Here is a 17,622-nt window from a genome sequence, read left to right as displayed (position 1 = left end):
GCGTCAACGTCCTGCACGCCATCCTGCGCACCCGACACCCCTACAGCACCGACTACACGCCCGCAGCGGCTTGACAAAGTCATTAGGCAGCCAGGCCGTGCTCGTCGACACCTGGAATCCGGCCCCGAGCTGGGTGAAGGTCTCGCCTTTGCGCAGGTGGGCCAGTACCAGCAGGGCCTGCCGACCGGGGTTGAGCAGCCGCCGGGGTGACCCGATCGCCTTGCGGTGCCGCCGGATCACGGCGGCCAGGTAGTTCAGCGTTGAACGCGACAAATCGACGGCAGCACGGTAGAACAGCACGCAGGGCCCCTGGTTCGGACGTCGAGATTGTGGTGATCAAGTCGTCTACCAGGGGCTTCTTCGCTTCACTGGCCGGACGCCAACGTCGCGATCATGCTGTGATCGGCATCTGTCCAGCCGGATGAAAAAGGGTCAGTCACGCGGCTGGAGGCTCGCCCAGGTCTGGCCGGGCCTGCTTGTCTGGATTACCCCCTCGGGCACCTGGCATATCACCCGCCCCATCCGAGAATGACTCGCACGGCCTCGCAGCCGTCGGAGGAGCGGGCCCTCCCTTGATCACCAAGCTGAGCAACCCGTCAACACTCCGCCCCTGGCACCGCACTCGCACCTGCCCACCGACCTAGGCACGGGGCCGTGGTCGGTCGAGTTGGCGTGTTGCGGATGGAGGCTGTGACCGGTGTTGATCGAATCGAGTTTGTGGCGCAGGCATGTCGTGTGGGGCGAGTGCGATGTCGGCGTCTGGTGGGCTGTTCGTTTTGACCTCAAGCGCGCTTGAGGGGTGAGAGTGAGCTTCATGAGTGCAACAGGCAGTGTCACGCAGTCGCGGCAGGACGAGATCGAGGCGATCAAGGTGGTTGTCGCCGCGGTTGAACACTCGCAGAACAATGAGCTTCCCGATGAGTTCGTCGGTTTGTTCCGGGAGGACGCGATTTGGACGACAGGGCATGGGAAGCGGCTGTTCGGGCGTGATGCGATCGCGGACTTCACGCGGCGGGTGCTTCCCGGTGCGATGCAGGACACGAAGGTCACGTTCGAGGTGGAGCACGTGTTGTTCATCCGTCCGGACGTTGCCGCCGTCAAGGTGCGCCAGGTGTACGAGTCGGCCGACGGGCGGGAGGTGGGGACTCCGCTGTTCGTCATGGCGAAGGAGGACGGGCGGTGGCAGCTGACCGCGTGCCAGAACACCAGTGTGCTGGACGAATGACCGAACGCGGTCTTGCGCTGCGGGGGAGGGTGGGCAGACTTGTCCTGTGATTAGGACGCTCTGCCCCAAGGACTACAACGAGGTGCTGCACGTCGGGCACTTCTTCCGCAAGGGTGACCCGGTGCTCATGGATCTCACCGAGTTGACCGACGACGTGGCCCGGCAGTTGGTGGACTTCTGCGCTGGGCTCATCTGCGGGCGTGGCGGCGAGATGGAGCGGCTGGGGAAGAGGCTCTTCCTTCTTCAGCCCCCGGCCAGGCCCCGCATCGCCGCCGCGCACATCCCGGATCTGGCTCACGTCGCCGACTGATTCCGGGTCACTCGGGTGACGGGCGGCGGCTCTCGGGAGGGCGATGGCGGGGACGAGTGCTGCGGCCCGTGATGCCCATCGCCCACCAGAACGCGTCCTGGAAGGCACTGGTGGCGCCTTGGGGCAGCAGGGGTTGGAGGACGACGGCGACGATCGCGGTGCCGCACGAGCCGCCGACCTGCTGGACGATCCGGGTGTTCATGATGGCGTCCGGGATGCCGGATGGCTGGACGTCCTTGTAGGCGACGGACATGGGGGGATCAGCACCGCGCCGATTCCCAGGCCGTGGAGGAAGAGCGCGGTTCCCAGCCACCCCAGGTTCGTGGCCGGTCCAGCGAGGGGCGAAGGGGCGGTGGCGAGGGCGGCTAGGAGGAAACCGGCGATCGTTACCGCGCGTGCGCCGAAACGGTCGACCAGGGTGCCGATCACGAAGCGGGAGACGAGTGCGCCGCCCCTCTGCGGGATGAGCAGCAGCCTGGCCTGCAGGACACTTTCGTCGCGCAGGTGCTGGTAGTAGAGCGGCAGCAGAAACATCCCGGCGCTAGCGGCGAAGAGGGCGGCGGAGGCGCTGCCCAGCGATCGTAGGCGCAGCAGGCGGATGTCGACGATTGGGGCCGCGCTCGCACGGGCGTGCCGCCCAGCCGATGAAGGCTGCGAGCAGCGCAGCGCCCGTGAGCGGTGGCAGGCGTGGGTGATCCCGCCGTCCTCGGATAGTCGTGAGAGGCCGAGCAGCACACCGGTCACCACGGTGCCGCCACCAAGACCGCCAGCACCTACGCCGAACGCATCGACCACGACATCGACCAGCGCACCCCTGACTTCCTGTCCGTCTACGGCGCACTCCTCCTCCTCCGCGGTGCGGTCGCCGCTGCGCCAGTGACGGCGTGAGGAGCAACAGGGCCGATCTAGTCCAGGCGCGTTCGGACGGCGCCGGGTTCGGGACGGTCGGTGGGGAGCAACCGCCGTGCGAGCAGGAGGCCGGGGGCGATCAGCGGCACGTCGACCAGGAAAAGCCAGCGCTAGCTCAGCCAGTTAAGGATCACGCCGCCGATCACCGGGCCGAGGATCGGGCCAGCGCGATCGGCAGGCTGACGGCCGCCATCAGCCGGCGGCTGATGCGCTCGCCCGCGGCGCGCACCGCCAGCGTCTGCATCAGCGGGAAGATCGGCCCGGCGCCGAACCCCTGCAGCGCCCGGAAGCCGATCAGCGAGGTGTCGGTCCAGGATGTCGCGCACAGCGCCGAGGCCAGCACGAACAGCATCAACGCGGCCGTCCAGACCCGCTTGCCGCCCCAGCGATGCTCTGCCCAACCGGTCGTCGGGATCGCGACGGCCAATAAGGAAGCCGGTGGTGACCCACTGGATCGTGCTGGCCGTCGAGTGCAGGTCCACGGCCAGCGTGCGGATCGCCAGCGTCGGCTACGCGAAGTTGACCATGGAGTCCGTCGCCGCGCGCGGCATCGCCGTGCTGTACCGCCGCTGGCCCAACGAGGACCGGCTCGTGCTCGCCGCACTTGAGCACTACCGGAACGGCCATCCGGTCGACGTCCCCGTCACCGGCGACCTGTGCGGCGGCCTCCTCGCCGCGCTGACCGGCATGGGTGAGGCGCGCGCCGGATTCTTCGCCATCATCGCGGCTGCCGCGTTCTCGGGGGCTGCTGGCCGGCACCGGGCTCACCCCCGCCCAGGTGCGCGACGTGATCCTGAGCGACCGGCGGCCTGCGCGCATCCAGGCCATCTACCAGCGTGCCCATGACCGCGGTGAGATCGACTTGGGACGGATCCCGCCGACCGTGCTCGCCATGCCGTTCGACCTGTTCATGGACCTCGAAGCCGTGAAGGCCGCGCGCATCGAGTCGATCGTCGACGCCCCTGTTCCTGCCGCTCGCCCGGCGCTACGGGGAGGTCGCGGGCGGGGGGCGGTTAAAACATGGTGCGGGGGAGCGGGGGCGGTGGCCATGATGTGGATCATGGAGTTCGTCGCGGATCCCGAACGGATGGGAGAGAGCACGCTGCCCGGTGGGCGGGTGCTCGGCTGGGCCGAGTGGGGGCCGGAGGACGGCGTGCCCGTGCTGCTGTGCCCCGGTGCCGCCACGAGCAGGTGGCTGGGGTTCGGGCCGGGGGTCGTTCACTCGCTGGGGGTGCGGCTCGTCTCGGTGGACCGGCCCGGGCTCGGGGTGTCGTCGCCGTCGCCCGGTCGGACGTTCGCCGACTTCGCGGCGGACATGCGTGACTTCGCCGCGCTGCGGGGGCTGGAGCGTCCCGCCGTGGTGGGCAACTCGCAGGGGGCGCCGTTCGCGCTGGCGTGCGCGGTCGACGGGATCGCGGCGGCGGTGGCCGTCGTCTCCGGGGCGGACGAGGTGGCCGCGCCGCCGTTCGCCGGGGCGCTGCCGGAGGAGTTGCGGGGCCTCGTCGACTGGGTGGCCGCCGATCCCCTCGGCGCCGAGGAGATGTTCCGCGGGTTCGGCGCCGAGGCGATGCTGGCGATGGTCATGGGCGGCAGCCCCGAACCCGACCTGCGGGTGTACCGGGACCCGGCGTTCGCCGCGGCCTACCGCCGGGCCCTGGACGAGGCGTTCGCGCAGGGCTCCGGCGGCTACGCGCGCGACACCGTGCTCGCGATGGGGCGCTGGCCCTTCGACCTCGGCCGCGTCCGGGTGCCCGTCGACCTCTGGTACGGGGAACTGGACACCAGCCATTCGCCCGACAACGGCGCCACCCTCGCGACGCGGATTCCGCACGCTCGGCGCCATGTGGTGCCGGGGATCGGGGGTGCCGTCCTGTGGACGGACGCCGAGCGCATCCTCCGCCGTCTCGTCGACCGGGCCGCGTCAGGCGTCGCGGCGGCGCAGGACGGTGATCCCGCCCCATAGCGCCGCCGCCGTCCACGCGGCGATGATCAGCACCGCGACCGCAGCCGGGTAGGGGCCGTCGCCGTTCAGCAGGTGCCGGCCGGCGGTGCTCGGCAGCCCGTCGGCGATGTCCTTCAGCAGCTCCGACCGCGCGTTCACCAGCGTGACGGGCAGCACGAGGACGAACAGGAACGCGGTCGTGATCGTCGCCGCGGTGCTGCGCAGCATGGCCGCGACGCCCAGGATGAACGCGCTCATCACCGCCAGGTACACGCCCGTCAGCAGCGCGTCGCGCACGGCGTCGCCGGCGTCCAGGCGCCCCCACTTCCCGAGCATCGGGTACGCGACGGCCGTGCCGGTCAGCGCGAGGAGCACGCCGACGGGGAACACGACCGCCATCGCGACGGCCGCCTTCGCCGACAGCATCCGGGTGCGCGGCGGCACCCACTGGAGCGTCGCCCGGATGCTGCCCGTCGCGTACTCGCCGGTGATCATCAGGATGGCGAGGGCGAGGACGACGAACTGCACCATGTCCACCGAACCGGTGGCGATCCCGCTCACCGACACCACGCCGGGAGGCTCCTCGCCCGCGGGCGGGCGGGTGTTGTTCGAGACCGTGCTCGTCGCCAGGATCATCGACATCAGGGCCATCAGCTGCACCGCGCCGGCCAGGCCCCACCAGGTGGACCGGAGCGACCACAGCTTCGTCCACTCCGCCGCCAGCGCCCCCGGCATGCCGCCGCGCCTCATCGTCTCACCCCGTACTCCACGCTCGCCCCGGTCAGTTCCATGTACGCCTCTTCGAGGGACGCCTCGACGGTGCGCAGCTCCAGCACCGGCACCCCCGCCTCGAAGGCGATGAGCCCGACCCGGTCCACCGGTACGCCCTTCACTTCGAGTTCGTCCTCGTCCACCCGCTGGACCGCGGCCCGGACGGCGGTGAGCCGCGCCGCCAGTTCGGCGGCGCCCGGCGTGCGCACCCGGACGGCGTTGCCGGGGCCGCGCGCGATGACCTCGCCCATGGGGGCGTCCGCCAGCAGCCGGCCCCGGCCGATCACCACCAGGCGGTCGGCGGTGAGCTGCATCTCGCTCATCAGGTGGGACGACACGAACACCGTGCGGCCCTCCGCCGCGAGGCCGCGCATCAGCCCCCGCACCCACAGCACCCCGTCCGGGTCGAGGCCGTTCACGGGCTCGTCGAACATCAGCACCGGCGGGTCGCCGAGCAGCGCGCCCGCGATGCCGAGCCGCTGCCGCATGCCGAGCGAATAGGAGCCGACCCGCTTGCCCGCGACGGCCTCCAGCCCGACCAGGCCGAGGACCTCGTCCACCCGCGACCGGTCGATGCCGTTGCTGCGGGCCATCGCGAGCAGGTGCGCCCGCGCGGCCCGGCCCGGATGGACGAAGCCCGCGTCCAGCAGCGCCCCGACCTGGCGCAGCGGGCGCGGCAGGCCCGCGTACCGCCGCCCGCCGACCAGCGCCTCGCCCGCGCTGGGCCGGTCCAGCCCGACGATCATCCGCATCGTCGTCGATTTGCCCGCGCCGTTCGGGCCGAGGAACCCGGTGACCTTCCCGGCCGCCACCTCGAGTGTCAGCCCGTCCACCGCCGTCTTGTCCCCGTACCGCTTCGTCAGGCCCCGCAACGTGATCACAAGGTCTCCCGCCGGATCGTCGGTCATTCCGGGTTCGAACCTAGGAATCGGCAGGTCGTCGCCGCACCGCCCGAACGCCATCGGCCGCCCCTGTCTTTCGGCAGGGGGGCCGCTCAGTGGGGGAGGCGGCCGGTGAGGCGGGTGGTCAGGGTCTCGGCCGTCCTGCGGACGGGCGCGGCGAGCCGCGGCCAGGTCTCCACCGGGTGCGCGTCGCGGCGGAACGTGACGGTGATCGCGGCGGTGGGGTGACCGGTGTGGTCGAAGGCGCAGGCCGCGATGCTGGCGAAGCCCTCGGTGATGTGGCCGTCCTCGACGGACCAGCCGCGGCGGGCGTCCTCGGCGAGGGTGCGGCGCAGTTCGCGCAGGGACGCGGGGCCCTTGCCCGTCCGGTCGACGAAGCGGCCGGGGAACAGCGCCCGCACCTGGGCGGACGGCAGGTGCGCGAGCAGCGACAGGCCGCTCGCGGTCAGGTGGGCGGGCATCCGGACGCCCACGTCGGTGACGACGGTGGCGTGCCGGGGCGGCTGCTCCTTCAGCAGGTAGAGCGTCTCCGCGCCGTGCAGGACGCCCAGCTGCGCGATCTCGCCGACCTGGTCGACGAGGCGGCGCAGCAGCGGGCGGGCCAGGCGCTCCAGCGGCTCGTGCCGCAGGTAGGCGGAGCCGATCTCGAACGCCGCGACACCGAGCCCCCAGCGGCGCTCCTCCGGGACGTAGGCGACGAAGCCGTCCTCCGCCATCGCCGTGAGCAGGTGGTACGTGCTGGAGCGGGGGACGTCCAGGGCGCGGGCGATGGACGACGCGGGCAGCGGCCCCGGCGCGGCGGCCAGCAGGCGCAGCACCGCCAGGGCGCGGCGGGCGGCGGGGACCTGCGACATGGCCGCATTGTCTCGTATCCGAGACAGAAGACGCCGTCCGGGGGTGGGGCGGGCGCCGCCGGGCGGGTCCAATGGTGGGTATGGGTGTTCCTATGGTTGAGGTCGGGCCGGAGGCGCTGACGTTCGCGCAGGTCGCCGCCGTCGCGCGGGACGGCGCCCAGGTCGCGCTGACCGACGAGGCGCTGAAGCTGATCGGCGAGGCGCGGGCGCACATCGAGGAGCTGTCCGCGCGCCCGACACCGGTGTACGGGGTGTCGACGGGGTTCGGGGCGCTCGCGACGCGGCACATCGCTCCGGAGCTGCGCGACCAGCTGCAGCTGAACATCGTCCGGTCGCACGCGGCCGGGTCGGGGCCGGAGGTCGAGCGGGAGGTCGTCCGGGCGCTGATGCTGCTCCGGCTGCGGACGCTCGCGACCGGCCGCACCGGCGTGCAGCCGACCACGGCGCGGACGCTCGCCGCGCTGCTGAACGCCGGCATCACCCCGCAGGTCTTCGAGTACGGGAGCCTCGGCTGCTCCGGCGACCTCGCGCCGCTCGCGCACGTCGCGCTCGCGCTGATCGGCGAGGGCTCGGTCCGGGACGCGGGCGGCGCGCTGAAGCCGGCGGCGGAGGCGCTCGCCGCGGCCGGCATCGCGCCCGTCAAGCTCGCCGCGAAGGAAGGGCTCGCCCTGCTGAACGGCACGGACGGCATGCTCGGCATGCTCGCCCTCGCCATCGGCGACCTGCACCGGCTCCTCACCGCGGCCGACGTCGCCGCCGCGATGACCGTCGAGGCCCTGCTCGGCACCGACCGGGTCTTCGCCGCCGACCTGCAGGCGCTCCGGCCGCATCCCGGGCAGGCCGCGTCCGCCGCCAACCTGCGGCTGCTGCTCGCCGCGTCCGAGATCATGGACTCGCACCGCGGCCCCGACTGCACCCGCGTCCAGGACGCCTACTCGCTGCGCTGCGCGCCGCAGGTGAACGGCGCCGCCCGCGACACCCTCCAGCACGCCGAGCTGGTGGCGGGACGGGAACTGGCGTCCGCGATCGACAACCCGGTGGTGCTGCCGGACGGGCGGGTCGAGTCCAACGGCAACTTCCACGGCGCCCCGATCGCGTACGTGCTCGACTTCCTCGCCGTGCCGGTCGCCGACGTCGCGTCCATGTCGGAGCGGCGCACCGACCGGATGCTCGACAAGAGCCGCTCGTACGGGCTGCCCGCCTTCCTCGCCGACGACCCCGGCGTCGACTCCGGGCACATGATCGCCCAGTACACGCAGGCCGGGATCGTGTCGGAGCTGAAGCGGCTCGCCGCCCCGGCGAGCGCCGACTCCATCCCGAGCTCGGCCATGCAGGAGGACCACGTCTCGATGGGCTGGAACGCGGCCCGCAAGCTGCGCAGGGCCGTGGACGGGCTGGCCCAGGTCGTCGCGATCGAGATCCTCACCGCCGCGCGGGCGCTGGACCTGCGCACCCCGCTGCGCCCCGGCCCCGCGACCGGCGCCGTCGTCGCCCGGCTGCGCGAGGCCGTCCCGCCGCCCGGCCCCGACCGCTACCTCGCCCCCGAGATCGCCGCCGCCACCGCGCTGGTGCGGGACGGCTCCCTCGTCGCCGCCGCCGAATCCGTCACCGGCCCCCTGTCATAAGCCGGAGCCGTCCTGAGCGGGGGCCGTCCTGAGCCGGCCCCGTCACCCGCCAGGACGCCCGGCACATGCCGTCACCGGCCCGCCGTCCCAAAGGAGCCCGACATGTCTGGACCCCGTCCCGTTCGCGCGCCGCGCGGCACCGCGCTCACCGCCGCCAAGGGCTGGCCGCAGGAGGCCGCCCTCCGCATGATCCAGAACAACCTCGACCCCGAGGTCGCCGAGCACCCCGACGAGCTGGTCGTCTACGGCGGGTCGGGCAAGGCCGCCCGCAACTGGGACGCCTTCGACGGCATCGTCCGGTCGCTGTCGGACCTCGAAGGGGACGAGACGCTGCTCGTCCAGTCCGGCAAGCCCGTCGGGATCTTCCGGACGCACGAGTGGGCGCCCCGCGTGCTGATCGCCAACTCCAACCTCGTCCCGCAGTGGGCGACGTGGGAGGAGTTCCGCCGGCTGGAGTCGCTCGGGCTGACGATGTTCGGCCAGATGACCGCCGGGTCGTGGATCTACATCGGGACGCAGGGCATCCTCCAGGGCACCTACGAGACGTTCGCGGCCGTCGCCGAGAAGCGGTTCGGCGGCACCCTCGCCGGGACGGTCACGCTGACCGCCGGGCTCGGCGGGATGGGCGGCGCGCAGCCCCTCGCCGTCACGATGAACGGCGGCGTCGCGATCTGCGTCGAGTGCGACCCGTCCCGCATCGAGCGGCGCGTCGCGCACCGGTACTGCGACGTGCGGGCCGACTCGCTGGACGACGCGCTGCGCCTCGCCGAGGAGGCGCGGGCCGCCCGGCGCCCGCTGTCGATCGCCGTGCTCGGCAACGCCGCCGACGTCGTCCCCGAGCTGCTGCGGCGCGGCGCCCCGATCGACATCGTCACCGACCAGACCAGCGCGCACGACCCGCTGATGTACCTGCCGCGCGGCGTCGCGTTCGAGGACATGGCCGACGAGCGCGACAAGGACCGCGACGGCTTCATCGCCGCGGCCCGCGCGTCGATGGCCGCGCACGTCGAGGCGATGGTCGGCTTCCAGGACGCGGGCGCCGAGGTGTTCGACTACGGCAACTCGATCCGCGGGGAGGCGCAGCTCGCCGGGTACGCGCGGGCGTTCGACTTCCCCGGCTTCGTCCCCGCCTACATCAGGCCGCTGTTCTGCGAGGGCAAGGGGCCGTTCCGCTGGGCGGCGCTGTCCGGCGACCCGAAGGACATCGCCCGCACCGACAAGGCGATCCTCGACCTGTTCCCCGACAACGAGCCGCTGACCCGCTGGATCCGGATGGCGGGGGAGAAGGTGCACTTCCAGGGCCTGCCGTCGCGGATCTGCTGGCTCGGCTACGGCGAGCGCGACAAGGCCGGCGAGGCGTTCAACGACCTGGTCGCGCGCGGCGAGATCAGCGCGCCGATCGTGCTCGGCCGCGACCACCTCGACTGCGGCTCCGTCGCCAGCCCGTACCGGGAGACCGAGGGCATGAAGGACGGCTCGGACGCGATCGCCGACTGGCCGCTGCTGAACGCCATGCTCAACACCGCGTCCGGTGCGACCTGGGTGTCCGTCCACCACGGCGGCGGCGTCGGGATCGGCCGGTCCATCCACGCGGGCCAGGTCTGCGTCGCGGACGGGACGGCCCTCGCCGGCGAGAAGCTCCGGCGCGTCCTCACCAACGACCCCGGCACCGGCGTCATGCGGCACGTCGACGCCGGGTACGAGCGGGCGGCCGAGGTCGCCGACGAGCGCGGCGTCAAGATCCCCATGAGAGGTTGAGCGGTAGCGGACCAGGAAGGGATGAGCGGGGAGCGCATGAGCTTCGAGGAGATGTGGGCGGAGCTGCTGCCGGTCGGGCGGGACGAGGCGACCGGCGGCTACCACCGGTTCGCGTGGACGCCGCCCGAACTGGAGTGCCGCGCCTGGTTCCTGGACGAGGCGCGCCGCCGCGGCCTCGACGTGGAGCACGACGCCAACGGCAACATGGTCGCCTGGTGGCTCCCGGCCGACGGTACCCGGCACGGGGCCGTCCTGACCGGCAGCCATCTCGACTCGGTGCCGGGCGGGGGAGCGTTCGATGGCCCGCTCGGCATCGTGTCCGCGTTCGCGGCCGTCGACGAGCTCCGGAGGCGCGGCTCCACGCCCGCGAAGCCCATCGGGATCGCGGCGTTCGCCGAGGAGGAGGGCGCCCGGTTCGGTGTGGCCTGCCTGGGGTCGCGCCTGCTCACCGGGGCGATCGACCCGGCGCGGGCGCGCGCGCTGACCGACGGTGACGGGCACACCTTCGCGGAGGTCATGCACAACGCCGGGTTCGACCCCGACGCCATCGGCCCGGACGAGGACCTCCTCGGACGCATCGGCTGCTACGTCGAACTCCACGTCGAGCAAGGCAGGGCCCTGGACGCACCGGTCGGGATCGCCGGCGCGATCGTCCCGCACGGCCGGTGGCGGTTCGACTTCACCGGCGAGGGCAACCACGCCGGGACGACCCTCCTGGCCGACCGCCGCGACCCGATGCTGCCGTTCGCGCGCATGGTCATCGCCGCCCGCGAGGCCGCCGAGCGCAACGGCACCGTCGCGACGGTCGGGAAGGTCGGCGTCGTGCCGGGCGGGGTGAACGCGATCGCCTCGTCCGTCACCGCCTGGCTCGACGCGCGCGGCCCCGAGGACGAGCGGGTCCGGCGCACCGTGCGGGAGATCGACGAGGCCGCCCGCGTCGCCGCCCGCCCGCACCGGGTCAGCGTCGACCTCGCCGAGGAGTCCTACACCGAGATCGTCGACTTCAACCGCGCCCTGCGCGACCGGGTCGGCGCGGCGCTCGGCGGCGGCGCGCCCGTCCTGCCGACCGGCGCGGGCCACGACGCCGGCGTGCTGTCCGCGCGGGTGCCGACCGCGATGCTGTTCGTCCGGAACCCGACCGGGGTCTCGCACGCGCCCGCCGAGTCCGCCGAGCCGGCGGACTGCCTGGCCGGTGTTGAGGCCCTTACCGCGGTACTGGACGACCTGGCGCGCGGGTAGGGGTCCCACCATGCAGTGGCATGCCCAGTTCGCCTGGCTCGGCGACGGCGTGGCGGCCGACGTGCTGATCGAGGCCGACGGAGAGCGGATCACGAGCGTCGCGGCGGGCGTCCGGTCCGCCCCGCACGCCCAGCGGCTCCCCGGCCTCACGCTCCCCGGCCTCGCCGACGCCCACTCCCACGCCTTCCACCGCGCCCTCCGCTCCCGCGTCCAGGCCCATTCCGGCACCTTCTGGACGTGGCGGGAGCAGATGTACCAGGTCGCCGACCGGCTCGACCCCGAGTCGTACCGCGCCCTCGCCACCGCCGTCTTCGCCGAGATGGCCCTCGCCGGGATCAGCTGCGTCGGCGAGTTCCACTACCTGCACCACCGGCCCGGCGGCGCCCCCTACGCCGACCCCAACGCGATGGGCCAGGCGCTCATCGCCGCCGCCGCCGACGCCGGCATCCGGATCACCCTCCTCGACGCCTGCTACCTCACCGGCGGCATCGGCCGCCCCCTGACCGGCCCGCAGCTGCGCTTCGGCGACGGCACCGCCGGCAACTGGGCGCGCCGCGTCGACAGCCTCTACGAGCAGACCGACAAGGCGGGCCGGCTGCACGCCCGCGTCGGCGCCGCGATCCACTCCGTCCGGGCGGTGCCCCGCGAGCAGCTCCGCGCGGTCGCGTCCTGGGCGAAGGAGCACGGGGCGCCGCTGCACGTCCACCTGTCCGAGCAGCCCGCCGAGAACGAGGCGTGCCTGGACGCCTACGGCATGACCCCGACCCGGCTGCTCGCCGAGGCCGGCGCCCTCGGCGCGCTCACCACCGCCGTCCACGCCACGCACCTCACCGACGAGGACATCGGCCTCCTCGGGACGACGATGACCGGCGTCTGCATGTGCCCGACCACCGAACGCGACCTCGCCGACGGCATCGGCCCCGCCCGCGCCCTGGCCGACGCCGGCTCCCCGATCTGCCTCGGCTCCGACCAGCACGCCGTCATCGACATGTTCGAGGAGGCCCGCGCCGTCGAGCTGGACGAGCGGCTCCGCACCCGCGCCCGCGGCCACTGGACCGCCGGCGAACTGCTCGCCGCCGCCACGTCCAACGGCCACTACGGGCTCGGCTGGCCCGAGGCGGGCCGCCTGGAACCGGGCGCGTACGCCGACCTGGTCACCGTCGACCTCGACTCCGTCCGCACCGCCGGCGCCGCCCCGGACTACGCCGCCGAGGCCGCCGTCTTCGCCGCCACCGCCGCCGACGTCCGGCACGTCGTCGTCTCCGGCCGCCCCATCGTCCACGACGGCCGCCACCTCCTCATCGACGACGTCCCCGCCGCCCTCGCCAGGGCCGTCACCGACGTCACCACGCCCACCTGACAAGGGCGCCTCGGGGGTCTGGTCGTGGCGCTGGTCAGGGGTGCTGATGCTGGCGGGCCGTGGGGGGTTGGGGTGTGGGAGGGGGCTGTGGGTCGTCGGCGGTGTGGTCCGGAGTGGTGGCGCTGGTCAGGGGTGCTGGCGCTGGCGGGCCGTGGGGGGTTGGGGTGTGGGAGGGGGCTGTGGGTCGTCGGCGGTGTGGTCCGGAGTGGTGGCGCTGGTCAGGGGTGCTGGCGTTGGCGGGACGTGGGGGGTTGGGGTGTGGGAGGGGGCTGTGGGTCGTCGGCGGTGTGGTCCGGAGTGGTGACATTGAGGAGACCTCAGGGATAGGGGGTCGTTGGTCGGGGCCATGCGATCATGCGGTGGACGATCTTGAAAGTCGCAGCCGCACGCGTGGGGGCCCCATGTTCCAGGGCAGAGCCGCCGAACGGGCCGAGGTGGAACGGCTGGTCGCCGGGGCGGGGGCCGGGACGGGCGGGGCCGCCGTCATCCGGGGCGAGGCCGGGATCGGCAAGACCGTGCTCCTCGACCACGCGGCGGACGCGGCGGACGGGGCGCTCGTGCTGCGCTGCGCCGGGTCCCCGCCGGAGGCCGAGCAGCCGTTCGCGTCGCTGGAGCTGATGCTGCGGCCGGTCCGCGACCTGGGCGGCCCGGAGGCCGAGCGGCTGCGCGCCCTGATCGAACCGCAGGCGGCGGCGGGCCGCGAGGACGTCTTCGCCGTGCGCCGCGCCGTCCTCGCGCTGCTGCACCGGCTCGCCGCGGACCGGCCCGTGGTCTGCCTCGTCGACGACGCCCAGTGGCTGGACGCCGCGTCGGCGGACGCGCTGGCGTACGCGGCGCGCCGCCTCGGCGCCGAGCCGGCCGCGCTGCTGGCCGCCGCCCGCGACGAGAGCACGTTCGGCTCGTCCGGCCTGGCGGAGATCAGGCTGCGGCGCCTCTGCCCGGAGGAGGCCGCGGCGTTCCTGCGCGGCACCGCGGCCGGCGCCGGCCTGGCGCCGCCCGCGCGGGACCGCGTCCTCGCCGAGGCCGAGGGGAACCCGCTGGCGCTGCGGCTGCTGGCGGCGTCGCTGTCCCCGGCGCAGCGCGCGGGATGCATCAACCCGTTCACCTTCCACGACGGCGCCTCCCCGGTCGGGGGGACGCTCCAGGCCGAGCTGTGCGCCCGGCTCGGCGCACTCCCGCCCGGCACCCGGGCGCTGCTGCTCCTGGCCGCCGCGGACGACACCCGCGACACGGCCCGCGTCACGGGCGCCGCGGCGAGCGTCGGCGCGACCGTCGCCGACTTCGCGCCCGCCGAGCGCGCCGGGCTGCTGGCGGCGACCCGCACGACGATCGCGTTCGCGCATCCGCTGGTCCGGGCCGTCGCCTACCACCGGGCGACGCCGTCCGAGCGGCGGGCCGCGCACCGGGCGCTCGCCGACAGCGCGGGCGCCGCGCACCCCGAGGCGCGCACGTGGCACCTGGCCGCCGCGTCCCTGGGGTACCAGGCGGACGTCGCGGCCGAGCTGGAGCGCGCCGGAGCGTGCTCGGGGGACCGGCGCGCCTACGTCTGCCACGCGCGGGCGGCGGAGCTGACCGCCGGGGAGCGGGCCCGCGCCCGACGGCTCGCCGCCGCGGCCCGCGCCGCCTGCGCGGCGGGCCTGTTCGACGGGGCCCGGGACCTCGTCGCGCGCGCCCGCCGGCTCGCCGCCGACCCGCTGACGCGCGCCGAGCTGGCGCGGGCCGGCGCGGCGGCGGAGGCCGAGTGCGGGTCGCCGCGCCGGGCCGCGCGGACGCTGGTCGCCGGTGCCGCGCCGCTCGCCGGGCTCGATCCCGCCGGTGCCGCGCTGCTGCTCGCCGACGCCGCCCGGTGCGGCTGGCACGCGGGCGACGCCCGGCTCGTCCGGGAGGCGCTGGACGCGCTCGGCGCCCTTCCGCTGCCGCCGGGCTCCGCGCTGGCCCGGCTGCCGGCCGCGATCGGCGCGGCGATGGACGCGGCGGGCGCCGCCGGGCGGCTCGCCGACCTGCGGCGCTCGTTACCGGACGAGCTGGGCCGCCGCCTCACCGCGTCCACCATCGCGTTCGCGGACGGCGCCCCCGGCGCGCACGAGGCGGCCGCGCGGTTCGCGCGGGACTGCCGCACCGAGGCCGGGCGGCTGCCCTACGCGCTCCAGGTCCTCGCCCACGCGCTGATCGGGCGGGGCCTGCACGGCGAGGCGCGGGAGGCGGCCGAGGAGGGGCTGCGGCTGGCGGGCGACGCCGGCGCGCGGACGCGGACGGCCCAGCTGAGCTGCCTGCTCGGCTGGCTCGCCGCGGCGGCGGGCGACGAGAAGCGCTGCGCGGACCTGGTCGCCGCCGGCCTGGAGCAGGCCCGCGCCGAGGACGTCGCGCCGGCCGTCTCCCTCGGGACGTGGGCGCTCGCGCTGCTCGACCTCGGCGCCGGGCGGCACGCCGAGGCGCTGGCCCGGCTGGAGGAGCTCCCGGAGGAGGTGCCGGCGGCGGGCCCGGCCGCGAGCGCCGCCCGCCAGGCGGCCGACCGCGTCGAGGCGGCGGTGCGCGCCGGGCGGCCGGACCGGGCGGCGCGCCCACTCGCCCTGCTCGACCGCCGGGCGGCCCGGGACGCGTCCCCGGACGTGCGGGCGCTGGCCGAGCGGTGCCGCGCCCAGCTCGCCGCCGGCGCGGCGGCGGAACGGCATTTCGTGGACGCGCTGGAACTGCTCGGGAACGGCAACGCCTATGAGCGGGCCCGCACCGGGCTGCTGTACGGTGAATGGCTGCGCAGGGAGCGCCGCAGAGCAGATGCGCGAACGCATTTGAGCAACGCGCTCGAATTGTTTGAGAAATCCGGCTCCGCTGCCTGGGCGGAGCGGGCGAGGGCGGAGCTCGGAGCCTGCGGAACACGACCGGCGGACGCTCCGGGAACGGTGCTCGGCGGCCTCACCCACCAGGAGCTGCAGATCGTGCGGCTCGCCGCGGCCGGCGCCAGCAACCGGGAGATAGCCGACCGGCTGTTCCTCAGCCCGCGGACCGTCGGGAACCACCTCTACCGGGCGTATCCCAAGCTCGGCGTGCGGACCCGGGGCGAGCTCGGGCGCCTGGACCTGAGCGCCCCCGCCGCGCCGCGCGAGCGGCCGGCCGCCGAATGAGCAGTCCCGCCGCGCCGGTTGAGCAATCGACTCAATTCATGCCCGGCCGCGCACGTCATTGACTCCTTGATCAAGGCGGGTTAAAAAGATCGTATCGATCGCTCCCAGTTCCCCGCTCCTTTAACGAGGTCGTCCTCAGCATGGCTGTAAACGATTCCGTCCTCGTCGTCGTCAATTCGTCCGCGGCCGCCGTATTGTTCGTGGCGGGCGTCTCGAAAATGGTTTCTCCGGCGCCGCTCGGCCGGGCCCTGAACGCGCTCGTCCGGTCCTCGGGCGACGGGTTCGCGAGCGGCCACGTGCGGGCGTTCGCGGCGGTGGAGATCCTCGCCGCGCTCGCGCTGACCGGCACCGCGACCCGCCCGGCCGGCGCCTGGGCGGTGGGTGTGCTCGGCGCGAGCTTCGCCGTGGCCGGCGTCCTCGGCGCCGTCCGCGGCGGCGGCGCCGTCTGCGGCTGCCTCGGCGCGACGGGCGGCCGGCCGCTCGGCTGGTTCAACGTGCTCGCCGGGGCGCTGCTCATGGCCGTCCCGGCGGTGAACCTGGCGGCCGCGGCGCCCGGCTCCGCCGCCGCGTACTTCTTCCAGTCCGGCACCGGGCTGGCGTTCGGCGCGCTGCTGGTGTGCGGGTGGGCGCACCGCGGCCTCATCAAGGACCTCACCCGGCCCCTCCCTGCCTCGCGATAGACGGAGGAACACCCCCATGATGGAAGTCTTCTTCGGCGCCGTGCTGCTCGTCCTCGTCGCCGCCGTCGTGCTGCTGTTCGCGATGCTCGGCGAGCTGAGCTCGCGGCTGCCGACCGAGCGGGAGACCGCCGCCGACCGCGACCCCGCGATCTGGCCGCTGGACGACGCGCGGCTCGGCACCGAACCCGGCCGCTGGCCGGCCGAGCTCGCCGGCCTCACCGGCCCCGGCACCGACATCGACGCCGCCCGGACCGTGCTCGTCCTCAGCACCGCCTGCTCCACCTGCAAGGACGTCGCCCAGCAGCTGTCGGACGAGCTGGACAGGGGCGCCGAGGGCGACATGGCCGTGGTCGTGTCCACGGCGGAGCGTGCGCGCGGCGACCGCTTCGTCCAGCAGTACGGGCTGCACCGCCTCGCGCACTACGTCGACGAGGGCGGCAGCTGGGTCGCCGACGAGTTCAACGTCCGGATGAGCCCGACCGCACTGGTCATCCGCGGCGGGCGGCTGGAGTCGGCCCTCGTCTTCCAGGACGTCCAGGCCCTCAGGACGAGGGTCAACGAACCGAAGGGAGTGTCATGACCACCACGACGGAGCACCGCCCGCGCGGCGACGCGGGAGGCCGCGCCGGTGGCCGGGCGGGGCGGGCGACCGGCCGGTGGGCCCGGCGCGGGTTCCTCGGCGCGCTCGGCGCGGGCGGGCTGACCGCCGCCTCGGCGGTGTTCGGCCGGTCCGAGCCCGCGTACGCGATCTGCAAGCAGAACTGCTGCAACCTCGCGGTCTGCCCCAACGTGTCCATGACCACCTGCCGCAACAACATGGACTACCTGTGGGGCTGCGCCATGAGCGCCTACCTGCACTGCTCCTGCTGCGAGGCCTACTACAGCGGCAAGCAGCACTCGGCCTTCGAGTGCCGCTACAGCTGAC

General features: G+C 74.2%; 18 protein-coding genes and 1 pseudogene. 12 read left to right on the top strand and 7 right to left on the bottom strand.

Features of this window, described 5'->3' with window-relative positions:
* Window positions 1-90: 90 nt before the first annotated feature.
* A pseudogene (locus ACGFI1_RS05560) lies at window positions 91-300 on the bottom strand (helix-turn-helix domain-containing protein); the annotation flags it as partial.
* A gap of 514 nt (window positions 301-814) precedes the next feature.
* On the opposite strand from ACGFI1_RS05560, the gene ACGFI1_RS05555 reads away from it, so the two are divergent.
* The gene (locus ACGFI1_RS05555) at window positions 815-1,225 is read left to right on the top strand and encodes an SgcJ/EcaC family oxidoreductase (protein WP_392783248.1); all 411 of its coding nucleotides are present in this window, start codon (window positions 815-817) and stop codon (window positions 1,223-1,225) included.
* A gap of 46 nt (window positions 1,226-1,271) precedes the next feature.
* Complete coding sequence (sepF, locus tag ACGFI1_RS05550; RefSeq protein WP_301177213.1) at window positions 1,272-1,535, top strand: cell division protein SepF; 264 nt, start codon at window positions 1,272-1,274, stop codon at window positions 1,533-1,535.
* A gap of 7 nt (window positions 1,536-1,542) precedes the next feature.
* Here sepF and ACGFI1_RS05545 read toward each other — a convergent pair whose 3' ends face one another.
* From ACGFI1_RS05545 to ACGFI1_RS05535, 3 genes are all read right to left on the bottom strand, one after another.
* A complete protein-coding gene (locus ACGFI1_RS05545) occupies window positions 1,543-1,737 on the bottom strand; it encodes a hypothetical protein (protein ID WP_392783190.1) in 195 nt (64 codons plus the stop codon).
* A complete protein-coding gene (locus ACGFI1_RS05540) occupies window positions 1,734-2,330 on the bottom strand; it encodes an MFS transporter (protein WP_392783187.1) in 597 nt (198 codons plus the stop codon). Before ACGFI1_RS05540 ends, ACGFI1_RS05545 begins: the two co-directional genes overlap by 4 nt.
* Window positions 2,331-2,586: 256 nt before the next feature.
* On the bottom strand, window positions 2,587-2,871 hold the full coding sequence (locus ACGFI1_RS05535; protein WP_392783184.1) for an MFS transporter: 285 nt from the start codon (window positions 2,869-2,871) through the stop codon (window positions 2,587-2,589).
* A gap of 14 nt (window positions 2,872-2,885) precedes the next feature.
* Between ACGFI1_RS05535 and ACGFI1_RS05530 the strand changes: the two genes are divergently transcribed.
* Complete coding sequence (locus tag ACGFI1_RS05530) at window positions 2,886-3,290, top strand: hypothetical protein (RefSeq protein WP_392783181.1); 405 nt, start codon at window positions 2,886-2,888, stop codon at window positions 3,288-3,290.
* Between the two features lie 214 nt (window positions 3,291-3,504).
* A complete protein-coding gene (locus tag ACGFI1_RS05525; protein WP_392783178.1) occupies window positions 3,505-4,407 on the top strand; it encodes an alpha/beta fold hydrolase in 903 nt (300 codons plus the stop codon).
* On the opposite strand, the gene ACGFI1_RS05520 is transcribed toward ACGFI1_RS05525, so the two are convergent.
* The 3 genes from ACGFI1_RS05520 to ACGFI1_RS05510 all read right to left on the bottom strand — a co-directional run bounded on the left by ACGFI1_RS05520 (window position 4,366) and on the right by ACGFI1_RS05510 (window position 6,913).
* Window positions 4,366-5,136 carry an ABC transporter permease gene (locus ACGFI1_RS05520; protein ID WP_392783175.1) on the bottom strand — a complete coding sequence of 257 codons (771 nt, stop codon included), beginning with the start codon at window positions 5,134-5,136 and terminating at the stop codon, window positions 4,366-4,368. The genes ACGFI1_RS05525 and ACGFI1_RS05520 overlap by 42 nt on opposite strands.
* Window positions 5,133-6,038, bottom strand: a complete 906-nt coding sequence (locus ACGFI1_RS05515; protein WP_392783173.1) for an ATP-binding cassette domain-containing protein — start codon at window positions 6,036-6,038, stop codon at window positions 5,133-5,135. The genes ACGFI1_RS05520 and ACGFI1_RS05515 overlap by 4 nt, the downstream gene beginning before the upstream one ends.
* Before the next feature lie 113 nt (window positions 6,039-6,151).
* Window positions 6,152-6,913, bottom strand: a complete 762-nt coding sequence (locus ACGFI1_RS05510) for an IclR family transcriptional regulator (protein ID WP_386867524.1) — start codon at window positions 6,911-6,913, stop codon at window positions 6,152-6,154.
* 80 nt (window positions 6,914-6,993) lie between these two features.
* Between ACGFI1_RS05510 and hutH the strand changes: the two genes are divergently transcribed.
* The 8 genes from hutH to ACGFI1_RS05470 all read left to right on the top strand — a co-directional run bounded on the left by hutH (window position 6,994) and on the right by ACGFI1_RS05470 (window position 17,621).
* Window positions 6,994-8,538: a histidine ammonia-lyase gene (gene hutH / locus ACGFI1_RS05505; RefSeq protein WP_392783169.1), complete on the top strand. Its 1,545-nt coding sequence runs from the start codon at window positions 6,994-6,996 to the stop codon at window positions 8,536-8,538.
* A gap of 102 nt (window positions 8,539-8,640) precedes the next feature.
* On the top strand, window positions 8,641-10,296 hold the full coding sequence (gene hutU, locus ACGFI1_RS05500; RefSeq protein WP_392783166.1) for a urocanate hydratase: 1,656 nt from the start codon (window positions 8,641-8,643) through the stop codon (window positions 10,294-10,296).
* A gap of 36 nt (window positions 10,297-10,332) precedes the next feature.
* Window positions 10,333-11,535 carry an allantoate amidohydrolase gene (locus ACGFI1_RS05495; protein ID WP_392783245.1) on the top strand — a complete coding sequence of 401 codons (1,203 nt, stop codon included), beginning with the start codon at window positions 10,333-10,335 and terminating at the stop codon, window positions 11,533-11,535.
* Window positions 11,536-11,545: 10 nt separating this feature from the next.
* On the top strand, window positions 11,546-12,895 hold the full coding sequence (locus ACGFI1_RS05490) for a formimidoylglutamate deiminase (protein WP_392783162.1): 1,350 nt from the start codon (window positions 11,546-11,548) through the stop codon (window positions 12,893-12,895).
* Window positions 12,896-13,296: 401 nt separating this feature from the next.
* Window positions 13,297-16,017 (top strand): AAA family ATPase, encoded by a 2,721-nt coding sequence (locus ACGFI1_RS05485; RefSeq protein ID WP_392783159.1) that lies wholly within the window; start codon window positions 13,297-13,299, stop codon window positions 16,015-16,017.
* A 140-nt stretch (window positions 16,018-16,157) separates the two neighbouring features.
* A complete protein-coding gene (locus tag ACGFI1_RS05480; RefSeq protein ID WP_392783156.1) occupies window positions 16,158-16,697 on the top strand; it encodes a MauE/DoxX family redox-associated membrane protein in 540 nt (179 codons plus the stop codon).
* 16 nt (window positions 16,698-16,713) lie between these two features.
* Window positions 16,714-17,277, top strand: a complete 564-nt coding sequence (locus tag ACGFI1_RS05475; RefSeq protein WP_138638752.1) for a hypothetical protein — start codon at window positions 16,714-16,716, stop codon at window positions 17,275-17,277.
* Window positions 17,274-17,621, top strand: a complete 348-nt coding sequence (locus tag ACGFI1_RS05470; RefSeq protein WP_138638753.1) for a twin-arginine translocation signal domain-containing protein — start codon at window positions 17,274-17,276, stop codon at window positions 17,619-17,621. The genes ACGFI1_RS05475 and ACGFI1_RS05470 overlap by 4 nt, the downstream gene beginning before the upstream one ends.
* The last annotated feature ends 1 nt before the right edge of the window (window position 17,622 follow it).

It is taken from the genome of Actinomadura geliboluensis, assembly GCF_043197915.1.
Taxonomy (GTDB): Bacteria; Actinomycetota; Actinomycetes; order Streptosporangiales; family Streptosporangiaceae; genus Spirillospora; species Spirillospora geliboluensis.
The sequence above is the reverse complement of the archived record's forward strand: the minus strand, read 5'-3'. Positions and strand labels throughout refer to the sequence as shown.

Bases quoted from the DNA above. Each gene is read 5' to 3' on its own strand.
- ACGFI1_RS05555 (WP_392783248.1), top strand. From the start codon at position 815: ATGAGTGCAACAGGCAGTGTCACGCAGTCGCGGCAGGACGAGATCGAG.
- ACGFI1_RS05545 (WP_392783190.1), bottom strand. From the start codon at position 1,737: ATGAACACCCGGATCGTCCAGCAGGTCGGCGGCTCGTGCGGCACCGCG.
- ACGFI1_RS05525 (WP_392783178.1), top strand. From the start codon at position 3,505: ATGGAGTTCGTCGCGGATCCCGAACGGATGGGAGAGAGCACGCTGCCC.
- ACGFI1_RS05520 (WP_392783175.1), bottom strand. From the start codon at position 5,136: ATGAGGCGCGGCGGCATGCCGGGGGCGCTGGCGGCGGAGTGGACGAAG.
- ACGFI1_RS05510 (WP_386867524.1), bottom strand. From the start codon at position 6,913: ATGTCGCAGGTCCCCGCCGCCCGCCGCGCCCTGGCGGTGCTGCGCCTG.
- hutH (WP_392783169.1), top strand. From the start codon at position 6,994: ATGGGTGTTCCTATGGTTGAGGTCGGGCCGGAGGCGCTGACGTTCGCG.
- hutU (WP_392783166.1), top strand. From the start codon at position 8,641: ATGTCTGGACCCCGTCCCGTTCGCGCGCCGCGCGGCACCGCGCTCACC.
- ACGFI1_RS05495 (WP_392783245.1), top strand. From the start codon at position 10,333: ATGAGCTTCGAGGAGATGTGGGCGGAGCTGCTGCCGGTCGGGCGGGAC.
- ACGFI1_RS05490 (WP_392783162.1), top strand. From the start codon at position 11,546: ATGCAGTGGCATGCCCAGTTCGCCTGGCTCGGCGACGGCGTGGCGGCC.
- ACGFI1_RS05485 (WP_392783159.1), top strand. From the start codon at position 13,297: ATGTTCCAGGGCAGAGCCGCCGAACGGGCCGAGGTGGAACGGCTGGTC.
- ACGFI1_RS05480 (WP_392783156.1), top strand. From the start codon at position 16,158: ATGGCTGTAAACGATTCCGTCCTCGTCGTCGTCAATTCGTCCGCGGCC.
- ACGFI1_RS05475 (WP_138638752.1), top strand. From the start codon at position 16,714: ATGATGGAAGTCTTCTTCGGCGCCGTGCTGCTCGTCCTCGTCGCCGCC.
- ACGFI1_RS05470 (WP_138638753.1), top strand. From the start codon at position 17,274: ATGACCACCACGACGGAGCACCGCCCGCGCGGCGACGCGGGAGGCCGC.